Source organism: Sphingomonas longa (genome assembly GCF_016892685.1).
Classification (GTDB): domain Bacteria; phylum Pseudomonadota; class Alphaproteobacteria; order Sphingomonadales; family Sphingomonadaceae; genus Sphingomonas; species Sphingomonas longa.
The window spans coordinates 574,677-590,694 of record NZ_JAFEMC010000001.1; the positions used below are offsets into that span (position 1 = coordinate 574,677).

At 67.4% G+C, this 16,018-nt stretch carries 18 protein-coding genes; 13 read left to right on the forward strand and 5 right to left on the reverse strand.

Annotation, left to right across the window (positions count from 1 at the left end):
* Positions 1-29: 29 nt before the first annotated feature.
* Genes ILT43_RS02760 through ILT43_RS02815 form a run of 12 tightly spaced genes read left to right on the forward strand, consistent with a single transcriptional unit; the run spans position 30 to position 10,917 of the window.
* On the forward strand, positions 30-803 hold the full coding sequence (locus tag ILT43_RS02760; RefSeq protein WP_204194030.1) for a lytic transglycosylase domain-containing protein: 774 nt from the start codon (positions 30-32) through the stop codon (positions 801-803).
* Between the two features lie 23 nt (positions 804-826).
* Positions 827-2,824 carry a flagellar biosynthesis protein FlhA gene (locus tag ILT43_RS02765; RefSeq protein ID WP_204194032.1) on the forward strand — a complete coding sequence of 666 codons (1,998 nt, stop codon included), beginning with the start codon at positions 827-829 and terminating at the stop codon, positions 2,822-2,824.
* Between the two features lie 2 nt (positions 2,825-2,826).
* Complete coding sequence (sctC, locus tag ILT43_RS02770) at positions 2,827-4,767, forward strand: type III secretion system outer membrane ring subunit SctC (protein WP_204194033.1); 1,941 nt, start codon at positions 2,827-2,829, stop codon at positions 4,765-4,767.
* Positions 4,764-5,885, forward strand: a complete 1,122-nt coding sequence (locus ILT43_RS02775; RefSeq protein ID WP_204194035.1) for a hypothetical protein — start codon at positions 4,764-4,766, stop codon at positions 5,883-5,885. Before sctC ends, ILT43_RS02775 begins: the two co-directional genes overlap by 4 nt.
* Before the next feature lie 57 nt (positions 5,886-5,942).
* A complete protein-coding gene (locus ILT43_RS02780) occupies positions 5,943-6,254 on the forward strand; it encodes a hypothetical protein (RefSeq protein WP_204194036.1) in 312 nt (103 codons plus the stop codon).
* Between the two features lie 26 nt (positions 6,255-6,280).
* A complete protein-coding gene (locus ILT43_RS02785; protein WP_204194038.1) occupies positions 6,281-6,679 on the forward strand; it encodes a hypothetical protein in 399 nt (132 codons plus the stop codon).
* A 28-nt stretch (positions 6,680-6,707) separates the two neighbouring features.
* Positions 6,708-7,442, forward strand: coding sequence for a type III secretion system inner membrane ring lipoprotein SctJ (sctJ, locus tag ILT43_RS02790; RefSeq protein WP_275431416.1), 735 nt, complete (start codon positions 6,708-6,710; stop codon positions 7,440-7,442).
* On the forward strand, positions 7,439-7,897 hold the full coding sequence (locus ILT43_RS02795; protein ID WP_204194041.1) for a hypothetical protein: 459 nt from the start codon (positions 7,439-7,441) through the stop codon (positions 7,895-7,897). The genes sctJ and ILT43_RS02795 overlap by 4 nt, the downstream gene beginning before the upstream one ends.
* Positions 7,894-8,493: a FliH/SctL family protein gene (locus ILT43_RS02800; RefSeq protein WP_204194042.1), complete on the forward strand. Its 600-nt coding sequence runs from the start codon at positions 7,894-7,896 to the stop codon at positions 8,491-8,493. Before ILT43_RS02795 ends, ILT43_RS02800 begins: the two co-directional genes overlap by 4 nt.
* Positions 8,490-9,815, forward strand: coding sequence for a FliI/YscN family ATPase (locus ILT43_RS02805; protein WP_318293452.1), 1,326 nt, complete (start codon positions 8,490-8,492; stop codon positions 9,813-9,815). The genes ILT43_RS02800 and ILT43_RS02805 overlap by 4 nt, the downstream gene beginning before the upstream one ends.
* On the forward strand, positions 9,812-10,246 hold the full coding sequence (locus tag ILT43_RS02810) for a hypothetical protein (protein ID WP_204194044.1): 435 nt from the start codon (positions 9,812-9,814) through the stop codon (positions 10,244-10,246). The genes ILT43_RS02805 and ILT43_RS02810 overlap by 4 nt, the downstream gene beginning before the upstream one ends.
* 8 nt (positions 10,247-10,254) lie before the next feature.
* Positions 10,255-10,917, forward strand: a complete 663-nt coding sequence (locus ILT43_RS02815; RefSeq protein WP_204194046.1) for a hypothetical protein — start codon at positions 10,255-10,257, stop codon at positions 10,915-10,917.
* 10 nt (positions 10,918-10,927) lie between these two features.
* On the opposite strand, the gene ILT43_RS02820 is transcribed toward ILT43_RS02815, so the two are convergent.
* Entirely contained in the window at positions 10,928-11,755 is an 828-nt protein-coding gene (locus ILT43_RS02820) for an ankyrin repeat domain-containing protein (RefSeq protein ID WP_204194047.1), read from the reverse strand.
* 107 nt (positions 11,756-11,862) lie between these two features.
* Positions 11,863-12,735: a Tle-like phospholipase domain-containing protein gene (locus ILT43_RS02825; protein ID WP_204194049.1), complete on the reverse strand. Its 873-nt coding sequence runs from the start codon at positions 12,733-12,735 to the stop codon at positions 11,863-11,865.
* A 225-nt stretch (positions 12,736-12,960) separates the two neighbouring features.
* Between ILT43_RS02825 and ILT43_RS02830 the strand changes: the two genes are divergently transcribed.
* Positions 12,961-13,869 (forward strand): LysR family transcriptional regulator, encoded by a 909-nt coding sequence (locus ILT43_RS02830; RefSeq protein ID WP_204194051.1) that lies wholly within the window; start codon positions 12,961-12,963, stop codon positions 13,867-13,869.
* A gap of 575 nt (positions 13,870-14,444) precedes the next feature.
* On the opposite strand, the gene ILT43_RS02835 is transcribed toward ILT43_RS02830, so the two are convergent.
* From ILT43_RS02835 to ILT43_RS02845, 3 genes are all read right to left on the reverse strand, one after another.
* A complete protein-coding gene (locus ILT43_RS02835) occupies positions 14,445-15,011 on the reverse strand; it encodes a hypothetical protein (protein ID WP_204194053.1) in 567 nt (188 codons plus the stop codon).
* Positions 15,012-15,159: 148 nt separating this feature from the next.
* Positions 15,160-15,357, reverse strand: coding sequence for a hypothetical protein (locus ILT43_RS02840; protein WP_204194054.1), 198 nt, complete (start codon positions 15,355-15,357; stop codon positions 15,160-15,162).
* A 362-nt stretch (positions 15,358-15,719) separates the two neighbouring features.
* Positions 15,720-15,893 carry a hypothetical protein gene (locus ILT43_RS02845; protein ID WP_204194056.1) on the reverse strand — a complete coding sequence of 58 codons (174 nt, stop codon included), beginning with the start codon at positions 15,891-15,893 and terminating at the stop codon, positions 15,720-15,722.
* Positions 15,894-16,018 lie beyond the last annotated feature (125 nt).

Sequence of the window (16,018 nt, forward strand, 5' to 3'; positions counted from 1 at the left end):
CGGTTCCGGACCCAGAAACGGAGAATCCCATGCCCGCCACGACCCGATCGGCCACCCGGTCGCCGCCGATACTAGGCTGCTATGTGGTCGGGGCGATGCTCTTCGCCGCCCCCGCCTTTGCCCAAAGCTGCGATACGGCGGCGCTCGGAGCGCGCTTCACCGAGGCCGCCGCGCTGTGCGCCGATCAAGGCGCGCCGGTCTCGCGCAAGGCTGCATCGGCTCCGTTGCCGGCCAGCGTTCCTGCAGCGCCGGTCACGGCACCGGCTGTGGCCACCGCGGCGAGCGCGGCGGTCCGGCCCGGCATCGCGGCACGGGAGCCCGTTTCGATCCAGATGACCGGCTATCGCCGCCGCCTGGCCAAGGCGGTTGCGACGGTCGAGGCGCGCCGCGGTCCGGTGGACTCCCGGTTGCTGAACGCGGTCGGCCAGCGCTACCGAATCGATCCGCGTCTGCTGGCGTCGATCGTCCATGCCGAGTCGGCCGGTCGGCCGACCGCGGTGTCGAACAAGGGTGCGCTTGGGCTGATGCAGGTGATGCCGGGCACCGCACGTGGCCTGGGCGTCCGCGATCCCCAGCAATTGCTCGGCAACCCCGCGCTCGCGCTCAGTACCGGTGCGGTCTACCTCAAGCAGTTGCAGCGACAGTTCGGCAACAACGTCCCGCTCGTGCTGGCGGCGTACAATGCCGGGCCGGGTGCGGTGATCCGAGCCGGTCGCCGCGTACCCCGCTACCGTGAGACGCAGGGCTACGTTGCCAAGATCATGGGCAGCTACACCACCCGCGCCGCCGCCGCGCGTCGCTGATCCGGTTCGGGGGGCAAGCGGGCATGAGCGTCGAACGATATCTGGCATCGCAGGACACCGTGCCGCGCACGGGACTGTTCGCGCGCATCGCCGACCTCGCGCTGCCGATGGGCGCGGTGTCGATCATCGCGCTGATGATCCTGCCGTTGCCGACGTTGCTGGTCGACCTGCTGGTCGGCATCAACATCACGTTCGGCGTGATGCTGCTGATGACGACCCTGTATATCCGCGGGCCGCTCGATTTCTCCAGTTTCCCGTCGATCCTTCTCGTGTCGACGCTGTTCCGGCTGTCGCTGTCCGTGGCGACGACGCGGATGATCCTGATCGACGGCCACGCCGGCAACATCATCCAGACGTTCGGACAGATGGTGGTGGGCGGCAACATCGTCGTCGGGCTCGTGGTGTTCCTCATCATCACGGTCGTGCAATTTATCGTCATCGCCAAAGGCGCCGAGCGTGTGGCCGAGGTCGCCGCCCGGTTTAGCCTCGATTCGATGCCGGGCAAGCAATTGTCGATCGACAGCGATCTCCGTTCCGGCCTGATCGACAAGGACGATGCGCGCCGCCGCCGCCGCACGCTGGAACAGGAGTCGAAGCTGCACGGCAGCCTCGACGGTGCGATGAAGTTCGTGAAGGGCGACGCGATCGCCTCGATCGTCATCGTCGTCGTCAACCTGATCGGCGGTCTCGCGGTCGGCGTCATGCAGCAGGGCATGGCGCTGGGCGACGCCACGCATAAATACTCGATTCTGACGATCGGCGAGGGCCTCGTCGCCCAGATACCCGCACTGCTCGGCGCAATGGCGGCGGGCCTGATGGTCACGCGCGCGACCGATGACGAGGACGACGCGAATCTGGGTCAGGTCATGCACCGCCAGTTGGTCGCCAATCCGCGCGTGCTGCTGTTCGTGGGCGCGACCGCGTTCCTGATGGCGCTGGTCCCGGGCTTTCCGACGTTGGTGTTTCTGTTCCTGGGCTTCTCGCTGATCCTCGGCGGGGCACTGCTCCATCCCAAATTGCAGCCGCATCTGATGCGCCACATCGCGCCGTTGCGGTCGCAGGTGATGCGCGGGCGCGAGCCGGAGCGGCTGGCGACGATGCACACCGCGCCCGCCCTGCCCCGGCCCGTCGTCCCGCTGCTGCTGGAACTGCGGGGCGCGCGCCCGACCCAGTCGGAGGAGGTCGCTCTGTCGCAGCGGCTCGGCGCCTCGCTCGATGCTCTCCAGCATCGCTCGGGCGTGCCGCTGCCGCGGCTGGCGATCCACTTTCTCGATCCCGAAGCACCGCCGTCGTGGCGATTGCTGGCATTCGAACTCGGCGTCGCGGGCGGGCCGATGGACGATCTCGGCGACGTGGCCGATACCGTTCCCGATCAGGTCCGCCGGCTGCTGCCGCGCTTCCTCGGCGTGCAGGAGGCGGTGACGCTGCTCAACCGCGTCGGCGAAACCTATCCGGAGGTCGTGAAGGAAGCGGTGCGGGCGATCCCGTCTGCGCGGATCGCCGAAATCCTGCGCCGGCTGGCCGAGGAAGAGGTCAGCATCCGCAACATGCGCGACGTGCTGGAGGGGATGACGGAGGCCGCCGGGCAGGAACGCGACATGGCGCGGATCGCAGATCTGACGCGCATCGCGCTGAAGCGGTACCTGATGGACCAGATCGCACGCGACGGCACGGTGCGCGCGCTGGTGGTGAAGCCGGAGCTGGAAACCCGGCTGCGCGATTCGATCCGGCTGGTGGACGGCGTCGAGCGAGTCGCCCTGCCGCCGGACGTCGCGCGTGAGTTGGTGTCGACCATTCTGGCGACGGCCGAGGCGACGCAGGCCGATGCGCTGGTCACCAGTTACGAGGTACGCCGCGCGACCCGCAAGCTGATCGAGCCGGATATCTGGAACCTGCCGGTCCTCGCTTTCAACGAATTGACCCCTACCACGCGGATCGAGATCATCGGCCAGATCGGCCTGCCGGCGGTGACGCTGGCGGACCCGAGCGCCGGTGCGGTCGCGACCACAGAATCGGAGTGACGATGCAGATCAGGACGACCCGCACGATGCCGCTGGCCGCGGCCTTGCTCGCCACGGTTGGCGGCTTCGGCCTGCTGGCGGGCGCGCCCGGCGCGGCGCCGGCGGCGGTATTGCAGGCGGTGCCGCCGCGCACGCCCGCCCCGAATCCGGCGACCGTGCCCAACGGCGTGACGATCACCGCGCGCGAGCAGCCGATCGCCCAGTTCCTGCGCGACCTGTTCGGTCGCGTCGGCCGCCCGGTCGTGCCCAGCCCGAAGCTGACCGGGACCGTGAACGGCGTCTTCACCGGATCGATCGACAAGATCTACCGGGACATCGCCCGCGCGTTCAACCTCGTCAGCTACGACGACGGGGCGGCGCTCTACGTCTATGCGGGCAGCGAGGTGTCGGTGCAGACGCTGAACGTCGGCAGCGACGGCGCACAGCGGATCCAGCGTCAGGCGCGGGCGCAACGGCTGATCGACGGGCGCAACACGCTGCGCGCGGCCGGAGACGGTACGCTGGTCATCAGCGGCACGCCGCGCTTCATCGAACAGGTCACGGCGCTCAGCCAAGGTGCGAACTCCGCGCCCCTTCCCGGCCCGGGTTTCGGCGGCAGCGGCGGCGGTTTGTCGACCAGTTTTACGCCCCCGCCTCCGCAGCCGCTGGAATTCCGGGTCTTCTATCTGCGCTATGCCCGCGCGGAGGATACGGTGATGAACGCCGGTGGTCGCGAGGCGCGGATACCCGGCATCGCCACGATCCTGCAGAACCTCGTCCTCGATCAGCGGCCGGGCGGCAGCGCGTTGGGCCAGACCACGACGCAGTTCGGGGCGCGTCTCGTCCGCCAGAGCCAGCCGCGGCTGCGCGGTCTCGGCCTCGACTCGGTCGCACCCGATTCCAGTCAGGCGTCGTTGCTGGCGCAGAGCGACATTCTCGGGCTGGGCGCGAACGCGGGCGGCGGCGCTATCGGCGGTGGCGGCGACGTGGTCGCCCCGCTGACCAGCGATATCGTCCGGATCGAGCCGAACCCGGCGCTGAACGCGATCATCGTCCGCGACGTGCCGGAACGGATGGCCGCCTATGACTCGCTGATCCGCGCGCTCGACGTGGAGCCGCAGATCGTCGAGGTCGAGGCGACGATCATCGACATCAACATCGACAAGCTGCGTGAACTCGGCATCAACTGGCGGCTGTCGACGGGCGGGTTCGGGGCGCTGTTCGGCAATGGCGATGCCACGTCGGACGGCCGGTTGCTGCCGATACCCGGATCGCGGCGCGGCAACGTCGACAACATCTCCCCATCCGGGAACGGCGGCACAATCTCGACGATCATCGGCAGCCAGCGCGAGTTCCTCGCCCGCATCCGCGCGCTGGAGCAGAAAACCGCCGCGCGCGTGATCGCCCGGCCGCAGTTGATGACCCTGTCCAACAGCGAGGCGGTGTTCGATCGCACGCGCACCTTCTACGTTCGCGTCGCCGGGCGGGCGGAGGTCGACCTGTTCAACGTCACTGCCGGCACCGTCCTGCGCGTCAACCCGCACGTCTTCCGCGATCACGACCAGACGCGCATCCGGTTGATGGTCAATATCGAGGACGGCACTTTGACGGGGCAGTCGATCGAGAACCTGCCGATCGTCGAGCGCGCGACCGTCGCGACGCAGGGCATGGTGCTGGACGGCGAGAGCCTGTTGCTGGGCGGGATGACGATCGATTCCGATCTGGACATCGAAACCAAGATTCCGCTGCTCGGTGACATTCCGGTGCTCGGCAACCTGTTCAAGACTCGCAGCCGGAATCGCAACCGGACGGAGCGGCTGTTCCTGATCACGCCGCGCACGGTGACGCTCGGATCGCGCCTGTCGCCGTCCGCCGCCAGCATCGCCGGCGCCCCGATGCCCGCGCCGGGCGCTGTGCCGCCGATGCCCTCCGTTCCCGTCCGAAACACGGGAGTGCCCCGATGAGCGAGGGCGGCAACGTCCTGCGCGTGCTCGGCGGCCGGCTATCGGGCACGCAGAAGCAATTGCCGGACGACGGCCGCATCTCGATCGGTCACCAGTTCTGGCAGGACGTCGTGATCCGCGATGCCGCGGTGAAGGGGCATGCCGTCGATCTCGTCGTCAGCGACGGCGGCGCCGCGCAGGTGACCGTGCTGGAGGGGTCGATCGAACTGCTCGGCTCGACCGTCGACGCCGGCCAAACCGCCCTACTGCCGCCCTACGTCCCCTTCACCATCGGTGCCATCCCCCTGGCCTGGGGCGATCCCGAAAGCCCGCGCTGGAGCGAGGCAGGCGGACTCGCGCTGGCGAAGCCGTCGCCGCCGCCCCTGCCGCCCTCGGCAAGGGAACACGCGGTGACATGGGCACGCGGGGTCGGCGGACAGATCGATGCCGGAATCACGCGCAAGGTCATCGGGGCCGGACTGGCGCTGCTGCTGGTCGTGGCCCTGCTCGTCGGCCTGATGCCGGCGATCGACGCGCTGGGCCTGCGCGGCAGTCCGGCTGAGCGGGTGCAGCGAGCGCTGACCGCGCGCGGTCTGACCGATCTGCAGGTGGTCCGGGATGGCGATGCGGGCGGTGTCGTCGTGCGGGGGCTGGTTCGATCCGATGCCGACCGACAGAAGGTGGAAAGCGTGTTGCGCGACACCTATTCACCGGGCCGTGTCGAGGTGCAGACGACCGAGGAACTGGCGCAGGCGAGCGTCGATGTCGCCCAAATGCGCGGCTTCACCGCCAATGCCCGATCGTTGGGCCGCGGCGTGGTTGAGCTGCACACGACACCGCTGTCGGCGGAACAAAGACCGCAGTTGTTCCGTGCCGTGAACACCGACGTTCGCGGCATCAAGCGACTCGTGATCCGGGACGATCTGCCCGCAATCGACGACCAGCCGCTGAAAACGATCAGCGACGCCACCAAGAAAGTGTCGACCGTCGTCGTCGGGGACCCTTCTTTCGTTCAGACCGTTGATGGTGGTCGGTACTTTACGGGTGCTTTGATGCCCAGCGGGCATCGGCTCGTCCGATTTGAGGGGGATACTGTCGTATTCGAGAAGAACGGCAAGCTCACCCGGGTTAGTTTCTGAACGAACGAAGGCCCCGCATTCGGCGGGTATGACGCAAACGGACACAGGAGAAGGCACATGACTTCCACCCCCGTCACGAGCAGCCTGGGCATGATGGCAGCCTCCCCGCTCACCAGCAACCGCTCCAGCAAGGGCGGCGACACCGGCCAGTGGTTCGAGGCGCTTGCCAGCGCCTGGGGCCAGACGCTGGACCAGCAGGCCGGCCGGATCGAGCAGATGTCGAACCAGATTTCCGACGGCGGCGACAATCCGTCGCAGATCACCAAGTTGACCGCCGAATCGATGCGGATGTCGTTCATGGCGAACAGTTCGTCCACGTCGATCGACAGCGTCGGCAAGGCGCTGGAGACGATGGCGCGCAAGGGCTGATCCGCTAGCGAGAGGGAGACGACATCATGTCGATCGAAGCAATCGCGGCCACCGGGGCGGGTATGGCCCCGCCGCCGACCGAGACGGTGCAGGCGCCTCCCAGCGCCTCCATTTCCGATATCTCGGGATTTCAGGATGCCCTGACCACTGGCAACATGAACGGAGCTGCCGCGGTCGGTGGGCCGGATGCTATGTCTCCGGCACTGAAGGCGGTATTCGGACAACTCGAGAGCGTGAATGGCGAAGCGAAGTCTATCGCCGATTACGCAAAGGTTGCCGAAGCCAAGGGCACGGAAATGACTCCGGGCGAGGTCGTCAACCTGACGATGCGCAGCCACGAATTCATGTTCCATTGTCAATTGACGTCCAACATCGCCAATCGGACCTCCGACGGGCTTCAGCAGTTGTTCCGCCAACAGTCCTGAGGGGGAACACATGACAATGCACGCGAACATGAGGCGGACGCTCGCCATCATCGCCTGCGTGCTGCTCGCGGCCTGCGGCCAGACCGAGCTCTACAGCAAGCTCAGCGAGTCGCAGGCCAATGAGATGATCGCCGTGCTGCAAACGGCTGGCATCGACGCCTCCAAGACGGAGGTTGCCGAAAAGGGATGGACGCTTTCGACTGCGCAGGGCGACTTCGCGCAAGCCGTCAAAATCCTGCACACTCAGGGCTATCCGCGCGAGGAATTTGCCTCGCTCGGCACTGTCTTCAAGAAGGAAGGTTTCGTGTCCTCCCCCACGGAGGAGCGGGCGCGCTTGCAATGGGGCCTCAGCCAGGAACTGTCGCGGACCGTGTCGGAGATCGACGGCGTGGTACAGGCCCGCGTTCATGTCGCGCTGGCCGATGACGACCGGCTGGGTGACCGTAAGCGCCCCGCTTCGGCCGCGGTGTTCATCAAGTATCGGCCGGGCGCGAATATGGACGCGCAGGTCGGCAAGGTGAAGGCAATGGTCGTGAACGCGGTCGAGGGCCTGAGCTACGAGAAGGTATCCGTGTCGACCTTCCCGGCGCAGCCGCTACCCATTGCAGCGCGGGCACCGGCCGACAACATGGTCCGGGGCAGCATCGCGGCGCTGGCGGTGCCGATCGTGCTGCTGGTCGCGGCGTTCTTCGGTTATCCCGGTTTCCGCCGCTGGCAACAGCGTCGCCGCATCGCCGCTGCACTGCCCCCGGTTGAACGATGACGGCGGTCGCTGAACGCGCCCGGCTGGGAGCGATCGGTACCGATCTGATCGGCGTCGATGGCGGCCCCGCCGAGCGCAGGGTTGCGCGCTTCGTTGCCAGCCTGAGCGGCAATCCCATCACCATCACGCATTTTTGCGATCTGGGTAAGACGCCGGTCTGGCGACGTTGGCCGCGGGCGGCTCAACGGCGGCTGGCGCAGCGCGTGGCGCTCGCTTCGATCGCCGACGCGGTGGCCGGGTCGATCGACGGCGAATGGCTGGGAGCGTTGGCGGACGTTGCGGGCGAGGATGCACTCGACTGGGCCGCGTCCCAGGCGGAACGCGTCGTAGCAGGCGACATGACCACGCTGGCGCCCAAGGATCTGGAAGCACGCGGCTTCTCGCTGCTAGCGTCGACGAGAAGCGACGACAGAACGGCGAAATGGATCGCGGCAGCGATGAAGGTGGGGGCATGAGCTATATCCTGCTCCGCGCCGATGCCATCGCGACCACGCTGGCCGAGGACCCCGTGGTTCCGGCCGCCGATGTCGGGGCGCTGACCGACGCGATGGCGTTGCTGGATGCGGCGGCCAAGGTTCGTGCCGATACGGATGCCGCCGTTGCGCGGGCCATGGAAGCCGGTCGAGCCGAAGGCTACGCTGCCGGGCGAGAGGAGGGTCGCGCCGCCGTCGCTGCGGACATCGACGCCGAACGCTTCGCGCTGGCGCTGCGCGACAGGGAGGTGCTGGCCGAGCGGCAGGGGGCGATCGCTCACCTCGCGCTCGAAGTCGTTCGCCGAATCGCCAGTTCACTGGGTCCCGAAGAAACGATGGCAGCCATCGTCGCGCGCGCAACGGCAGACGTCGCACCCGATACGGCGCTCACTGTTCGCGTCGCGCCGGCAGTGCTGGATGCCGTGGCGGAGCGGCTGGGTAATCGTGCCGGCCTGACGGTCGAGGCCGATCCTGCTCTCGATCCGCTCGATTGCGTGATCGAGACCGCGCTGAGCCGGGTTCAGGCCGGGCTCGATACGCAGCTCGCGCTGATCGAGCGGCATTGGTCGTCGCAGTGACGGACGGTTCGCATTCGGTCGTCGAACGGCTGCTTGCCGGACTTGATCGGGTCGACACCGTCGAGCGCCGGGGACGGCTGGTTGAGATCCGCGGCACGACGATCAAGGTCACCGGCATCGCCGCGCGGATCGGTGCACAGTGCGAGATCGTCGAACCGTTGACCGGACAGGTCGTTGCGGCGGAAGTGATCGGCATCGACGGCGATGCCGCGATCCTGACGCCGCTGTCGGACGTACGCGGCCTGTCGCCGGATGCCGAGGTGCTGGTGCGCGAGAGCGACGGCAATGTCCGTTACGGCGAGGCGCTGCTGGGACGCGTGCTCGACGGTCAGGGCCGGCCGATCGACGGCAAGGGGCCGCTGCCCGACGGGCTCGCGGCGACACCCCTGCACGCGCCGGCACCGCTGCCGATGGACCGCGCGCTGATCGATACGCCGGTCGCAACTGGAGTACGGGCGATCGACACGCTGCTGACGCTCGGCACGGGCCAGCGGATTGGCGTGTTCGCGGCGGCGGGCGGAGGCAAGTCGACGCTGCTCGGCATGCTGGCGCGCTTTGCCGATGCGGACGTGATCGTCATCGCGCTGATCGGCGAACGTGGTCGCGAAGTACGTGAGTTCATCGTCGACAGCCTTGGCGAGGAAGGGCTGGCGCGCACCGTCATCGTCTGCGCCACCAGCGATCGCGCCGCGATGGAACGCGTCCGCGCCGCGCATCACGCGACCGCGATCGCCGAGGGGTTCCGCAGCGAGGGCAAGCGCGTGCTGTTGCTGATGGATTCGGTAACGCGCTTTGCCCGTGCCCTGCGCGAGATCGGGCTTGCAGCCGGCGAACCGGCGGTGAGGCGCGGGTTCCCGCCGTCCGTCTTCGCCGAACTGCCGCGCCTGTTCGAGCGCGCAGGCAACGACGATCGCGGCTCGATTACCGGCGTCTACACCGTGTTGCTGGAGGATGAGGACGAGGGCGATCCGGTCGGCGAGGAAGTACGGTCGATCCTCGACGGACACATCGTGCTGTCGCGCAAGCTGGGTGCGGCGGGGCATTACCCGGCGATCGATGTGCTCGCGAGCCTCAGCCGATTATTCCCCCGGCTGGCGACAAAGGAGCATCGCACCGCCGCCGGTCGCCTCCGCGAGTTGATGGCCAAATATGTGGAAATCGAGTTCCTGGTACAGGTTGGCGAGTACAAGCCGGGCAGCGATCCCCTCGCCGATCGGGCACTGGCGGCGCGGTCGGAAATCGAGACGCTGCTGAAGCAGGATGCGCTGGCGCACGAGCCGTTCGATACCGCGATCATGCGGCTGCGCGCGGTGGCGGGATGAGCATTCGCGACGACCTCGCGCTTGCGCATAAGCTGGTCGGGCTGCGGGCGATGCGGATGCGCGTCGCTGCCAGCCGGCTGACGGAGGCTACCCGATTGCGAGAGCGGGCGGAAGCGGAGCGGGCCGCCGCCGATGCGACGTCCGCGCAAGAGGCCGAGTTGCACGAGGCCGCGCGCGAGGACCTCGCCGCCGATCCCGCCGAGGCGGAACTGCGGCTTGCGGTGCTGGACGCCGCGCGTTTCCGCACCGCCGTTGCGGGACAGGCGCTGACCGATGCGCGTCGCGTCGAGGACGAGGAGCGCGGGGCGGAGGCGGAACGGCGGCGTCAGGTACTGCTCGCCAACCTGCGCCACGATGCGCTCGCCGAACACGCCCGGACGCTCGCACGCCGCCATCGTCGCCGCGCCGAGGCGCGTGCGGCCAACGAGTAGGAGGACCCATGACCTCGATCGACAGCAGTCGCTCCGCATCGCAGCCCCAGCGCACGTCTCGGACGGCATCTCCCCACCAGCCCCAGCAGCAGCCGGCCGATGCGAAGGCGATGGGCGAGGCGCTGGCGAGTGCGCGCCGCCAGATGCCGCCGGTACCGGCCCGGCCGGGCGGTATGCCGCAGCGCGCGCCGACGAGCGCCGCGACGGCGGCACAGCGAGACGGGACGGCGGGGGAGATGGCAGCAGCACTGTCGGCGGCACGCGGTCGCGACGGCGACGCCGCGCTCGCGGACCGCTTCCGGCTCGATCGCGAGGGTGGCGACGGCAGCGCCGGCTTCGGTCAGGCGCAGACCGCCGCGCCCCCTGCCCCGCTGCCGATGCCGCAGATGCCCAGCGCGATGATCGATCCCAGCGGCTTCGCGCAGATGCTCGCCGACCTGTGGACGCGCGAGAACGGCAAGGGGCACAAGGAGGTGCAGGTGCGCTTCGGCGACAGCGCGTGGCCCGCCACAGGCGCGCGCCTCGTCCGCAATGCCGCGGGAACACTGGATGTCGCGCTGCTGGTGGACTCCGCCGCAACCGGTTTCGGCGACCGTCTGCCCGGTTTGGAACGGCATCTGGCAGATGCGGGCGTCGCGGTCGGGTCGCTGGCGATGGAAGCCGACGGGTGACCCGCCCTCCCTACTGAACGGACGCCCCGTCCTTCGCGTTCGCGGCGATGAGCGCAAGAACCTTTTGCGGCACCCGCTTGGCTCCGCGCGCACCGGCGGGGGGCCAGGCACCGTCCAGCGCCAGGCGACGAACCGTCCGGGGATCGGGCGCGGGGTCGGGCCAGCCGAGCGTCGGCAGCCGCGCCTTCAGACGTTGCTGCGCCTCGCGATCCTCTTGGCTGTCGGTCAGCATCGGTGTCGAGGCGGAGGTCCCGAGGTTGGCACCCCCGACATCGATCGCGAACGGGTCGGCCCCCTTCGCCAGCAGCAATTCGGCGATCCGGAACCGCTCCATGTCGAGCGCGATGTGCAGCGGCCGCTTGCCGCTGCCGCTCATCGCGTCGGGATCGGCGTGGAAGTCGAGCAGCATCGTCACCGCGCCGACCGAATTGCGTGCGATGGCGTCGCGCATCGGGCCGAGCGGCGCGGCAAGGGGCGTCGCGCTGGCCCCAAGTAATAGTAAGCGGTGCGCAAGTGCCGGATCGTTCGCGTTGAGCGCGAGCCGCAACGGGTAACCTTCGCCGTTCAGCCCGTCGGCGGGCGCGCCGGCGCGGCGCAGGAAGTCGATCGCCTCGGGCTTGCAGCTCGCGACTGCCAGCGTCAGCATGTCGCGACGATCGTCGATCCCAGCCTTCGCAAGCGCCGGGTCAGCGTTCAGCAGCCGCCCGGCCGTATCGAGATCGCCGGCCAGGAGCGCCTCTCCTAGGTCGCGAGCCGATTGACCCAGTCCGGCCCTTTGCAGCATCGCCGCGTCCGGCAGCGCCGTGTCGGCGGGAAAGCATCTCGCGTTAGCAGTCATGCCACAACCACTCAGCAGGCCGGCGAGCAGGAGGGGAGCAAGGATCGTTCGCACATGACGTACACTCGGCCCGGCGAGGCGCCCGGTCAACAGGCGATGCGCCGGCGTCAGCGCAGCGCCGCCGTGCCCGCCAGCACCCAGTCCATGCTGTGGCGGTCGATCACGTTCAGCCCTTCGAACCAGTTCACGCCGTCCGGTCGCACGTCTGGCAGTTCGTGCTGCGTCCCGTACGCCTCGGGCAAATCCGCAATCGCGACACCCGCTGCCCCGCCCCAGCCGCCGCTCACGACGGTGCCGAGAATGCCGCCGACAACACGATCGCCACCCTCCTGAAGGGCGGTCAGTATCTCATTCGGCACGCGATAATTATCGACGGACGCGCTTCCGCGCCCGGCCGCGGTGGCGATCGTCGTCGCATCCGCGATCGTGTCGCCGTGTAGGCCGGCGGCGTTGAATGTATCGGCCGGACTGCCCGACGCGATGCCGGCGGTGCTTGCCAGTCCGCCGCCGAGCGAGTGGCCGGTCATGACGAAGCTGGCGTCGGAGCGAGCCGCCGCTCGCCCGATCTCCAGCGCGCGGGCGTAATGTTCGGAATCAAGGCCGATGCCCTGCTGCGCGTTCGACAGCCAGTCGGCGCCACTCTGGCTGCCACGAAACGCGATGACAAAGTCTTCGCCGGGCATGTCCGAGGCGTATACCCGTGCGCGAAAGGCGTCGGTGCCCGGATCGAGCTGGTCGGGATCGAGGCCGAGGCGTTCCAGCTCTGCCGACGTTGCGACGCGGTAGCCCGCAGGCGGCGAGGCCGTATCGTTATAGACGTCGGCGGCAAGCTGCGCATGCGCATGCACGCTGGCGGGATCGGACCGCAAGGTCGCTGTCGTCGCCGCACCGACGCTGCCGGTGGTACCGCCCGGCGTGGAGGGCAGCGCGCCCCACTCGGCGCGATACGCCCGAAGCCCGGCATCGGCGGTCTGGTGCACGGACGGTGGCACGATCGATGGAGCGCTCGATGGAGCGCTCGTACCTGCGGATGTAATCGCCACCATCGAACGGCTCCTCGCCATTATTCCGTTTGACGATCGTGGGACGACGGAAGCGATCTGCCTATACTCGTTTCGACTAGGACGCTGCTGAGAGCGCCCTTGCATTCGTCCCCGGTTCCCTCACCCGATTGCGGTCTTCGCCCGTCGGGCGCACAGCAGGATATGCCTCCAAGCCGATCCGACCTCGCCGATTTCACCTACTTCCTGGCGATCGCCCGGCATCGCAGCTTTCGCCTTGCCGGATTGGAACTCGGCGTCAGCGCCTCTGCGCTGAGCCACGCGCTGAAAGGGCTGGAAGGGAGGCTTGGCGTCCGCCTGCTCAACCGCACCAACCGCAGCGTGACGCTGACCGCGGCCGGCGAGGAATTGCAGGCCGCGATCACCACCCCGTTCGAAGCGATCGGTGCGGCCGTCGAGGCCCTCAATCGTTATCGTGACGGACCATCGGGCCGCGTCCGCATCAACGTGGTCGTGGATGCAGCGCCGCTGCTGCTGGCGCCCGTAATGCCGAAATTCGCCGAGCAATACCCGGATATCGAAGTGGAGATCGCCGCCAACAACCACATGGTCGACGTGATCGATGGAGGCTTCGATGCCGGCATCCGCTATGGCGGCACCGTGCCCGAGGACATGGTGGCGCAGCGGCTGTCCGCCGATCTCCGCTGGGTGGTCGCCGCCTCGCCGGCCTATCTGGAACGGCACGGCGAGCCGCAGACGCCCGACGACCTCCAGAACCATCAGTGCATTGGAGTCCGGATCGGTGACGGCAGCATCTATCGCTGGGATTTCGAAGGTCCGGCAGGTGAATTCACGGTGCGCGTGCCGAGCAAGATCACCGTCGACGAAACCCGCGCGATGCTGTCGCTGGGGCTTGCCGGGATGGGCGTGATGTACGGGCTGGAACCGGTGTTTGCACCGTATGTGGCCACCGGCGAACTGCGGATCGTCCTTCAGGACTGGGCAACGTTCGGACCCGGCTATCACGCCTACTATTCCAGCCGCCGACAACTTCCGACCGGACTGCGCCTGCTGATCGACCTGATCCGGCAGATGCAACCGCTCGGACTGTGATGCCGCGCGTCTACGGTGATACTTGGCTGGGGCGGCAGCAATCTCAGCCAACCACAGAACCACCTAACCTGTTGAATTGCTGACACACAGAATAGGTCTGTATGCCTCATTGCTACAACGCGTTGGCAAAGTCCGTAATGGCGGTTTGCGATCGGCGACAGAGACATATTGCCGTGAGGCAGGAAAATCCTGAGCTGTCCCGTTGGGCTGTCGATGACGTGGCTGCCTGTGAGTGGACGCTCGGCGTATCCTCATCTTGCGAATCGCTCTCCCGTCTTCAGGGACCCTAACTCTTCATCAAAAACGTCGATCAGCTTAACCCCGTACGGATTAGCCATACGCCACGGCGACCGGCTTGTGATCCTCGCTGCCATCATTCCTAGTTAGTCGCAACCGACAGTACGCGACCGATAAAGCTCGCCAACCGCGCTTCTACCCCACTTCGATGAGCCTATTATGCTGCAGGATCGGCGATCAGATAATGTGCTTGAAGCGGAACCTCTGAAAGCGTTTGCGCTAGACTGGCGGCACTCGCTCTGCCGCCCCCACGGGTCCAAGATCTACCTCATCGAGACTTATTCGACCTCACCAAGCGTCAGCCTCTGCCCTGCGGAGGCAAACGCGAGACCCTGGATGCGCTTCACTGCGCCACGATACGGCCGCGCCGCGCGCAGGATGAGGCCGCTCTGCCCGAGCAGGACTGACGATCCCCTGATGGTAGGAGGAATTAGTGCCGTCCGATACCCGCGCATCTGCCAAAGCAGCAGGTTTTGAAGACAGCGGAAAGCCTCGACTCCGCGCAACATGACGTCGACGCGGACCGGGTGGAGCTCCTGCGGCGATTGCACCGACAGCAACAGCACATCAAGGAGCGTCGTGCGGGCCAGCCTATTAATTTCAGCCAGCGCTGGCGCGATCGGGTCGGCAGGATTTGCGGCGCCGACCATGATCAGGCCTGCCGCAGGCAGGTGCAGGCAGCCATGCGGCAGTCCAGGCTTGATGCCGGTCCGAAAACAACCGGCGCCGGCAGATGCGGCAGCATGCCCACCATCTCCCGGAAGATCGGTGAGCCGAGATGTAGTGTGTCGATTAGCGTCGTCATGAAGGCGTCCGTCGGCGATCTCGGCGATCTCGGCGAGCACAGGCTCGCCAGAGTTTTCGCGTGTTCGGGATTGAAATCAGGGCAAGCGATCACAGCGCCAGCGACGCCAGCGCTTGGCTTGGACACGTATCCAGCTTGGCGTGGAGCGCAGCTCGAGGGACCGCTGCGGTCGCAAACTGCGCCTGCGGTCAGGCTATGCTGAAGGTGGGCATGCGCAGCGTCGCCTCTGCTCGCTGGATGCCGCCGGCAAGATCGGCCAGCTTATCGTCGATGTGGACGATCTCGCAGTCCTCGACCATGAAGTAGCCGCGCACGTCGCCTGTCGGCAGGATCGCCGCTTGCCGGCCGTTCGGCCGCGAGCCAGAGCCTGCACCGCGGGTAGACATAGCAGCACGCCTCGCGCGGCGCGATGACATGAAGGTTGGTCAGCGTGTCGCGCCCCTGGTGCTGTTCGAATGTGAGGTAGAGAATGTTGCTGTCCGAGGCGGCCGCCGCCCCGGCAAGGTAGACAATGAGATCCCGGTTAGGGGCTGCGCTCCCACTGCCGATAAGGCCCTTGCGCACACGCGGCCGTTGCCGATGGCAAGGACGGCATCGATATACGCCTGAACGGTGGTGGAAGTATCGGTTACTGCTGCTTTCTCAGTGGTTTCATCCCCCGAACCGGGGACACCTGACCTCCTCCCCCCGCTTCTGTCCTCGTCTCTTCTCGTTCTTCTCCGCTCCTCCTTGGCCCTGCGTCTTCTCGTCACAGCACGAGTGAGGCTGCCGCTTCGCGGTCGAGTGCGCGGCCCCCAGCTGCCGTTGCGGGCAGGATCTGGTGGAGCGGCCAGGCGGGAAAGCCATCGGCGGGGCAGATGCCAGCTGCCTCGCAGGCTGCTAGATCGGCAATGGTTTCGATGTCGAGCGTGATCGTCTTCATGGGGTAATCCGATAAGAACAGGGTATGGACAGCTGTCCATGCGCCGAGAGAAGGATATCGGTCCGAGCGCGGCCAGAAGTCGCTGGTCGGACAAGGGGCAGACGCAGTGCCCGTCGGCACAGAAG

Excerpts from the sequence above, each read along its gene's own strand:
- ILT43_RS02780 (WP_204194036.1), top strand. The coding sequence starts at position 5,943 with ATGACTTCCACCCCCGTCACGAGCAGCCTGGGCATGATGGCAGCCTCC.
- ILT43_RS02820 (WP_204194047.1), bottom strand. The coding sequence starts at position 11,755 with ATGACTGCTAACGCGAGATGCTTTCCCGCCGACACGGCGCTGCCGGAC.
- sctJ (WP_275431416.1), top strand. The coding sequence starts at position 6,708 with ATGAGGCGGACGCTCGCCATCATCGCCTGCGTGCTGCTCGCGGCCTGC.
- ILT43_RS02800 (WP_204194042.1), top strand. The coding sequence starts at position 7,894 with ATGAGCTATATCCTGCTCCGCGCCGATGCCATCGCGACCACGCTGGCC.
- ILT43_RS02795 (WP_204194041.1), top strand. The coding sequence starts at position 7,439 with ATGACGGCGGTCGCTGAACGCGCCCGGCTGGGAGCGATCGGTACCGAT.
- ILT43_RS02815 (WP_204194046.1), top strand. The coding sequence starts at position 10,255 with ATGACCTCGATCGACAGCAGTCGCTCCGCATCGCAGCCCCAGCGCACG.
- ILT43_RS02840 (WP_204194054.1), bottom strand. The coding sequence starts at position 15,357 with ATGTCTACCCGCGGTGCAGGCTCTGGCTCGCGGCCGAACGGCCGGCAA.
- ILT43_RS02765 (WP_204194032.1), top strand. The coding sequence starts at position 827 with ATGAGCGTCGAACGATATCTGGCATCGCAGGACACCGTGCCGCGCACG.
- ILT43_RS02830 (WP_204194051.1), top strand. The coding sequence starts at position 12,961 with ATGCCTCCAAGCCGATCCGACCTCGCCGATTTCACCTACTTCCTGGCG.
- ILT43_RS02760 (WP_204194030.1), top strand. The coding sequence starts at position 30 with ATGCCCGCCACGACCCGATCGGCCACCCGGTCGCCGCCGATACTAGGC.
- ILT43_RS02845 (WP_204194056.1), bottom strand. The coding sequence starts at position 15,893 with ATGAAGACGATCACGCTCGACATCGAAACCATTGCCGATCTAGCAGCC.
- ILT43_RS02810 (WP_204194044.1), top strand. The coding sequence starts at position 9,812 with ATGAGCATTCGCGACGACCTCGCGCTTGCGCATAAGCTGGTCGGGCTG.
- sctC (WP_204194033.1), top strand. The coding sequence starts at position 2,827 with ATGCAGATCAGGACGACCCGCACGATGCCGCTGGCCGCGGCCTTGCTC.
- ILT43_RS02785 (WP_204194038.1), top strand. The coding sequence starts at position 6,281 with ATGTCGATCGAAGCAATCGCGGCCACCGGGGCGGGTATGGCCCCGCCG.
- ILT43_RS02775 (WP_204194035.1), top strand. The coding sequence starts at position 4,764 with ATGAGCGAGGGCGGCAACGTCCTGCGCGTGCTCGGCGGCCGGCTATCG.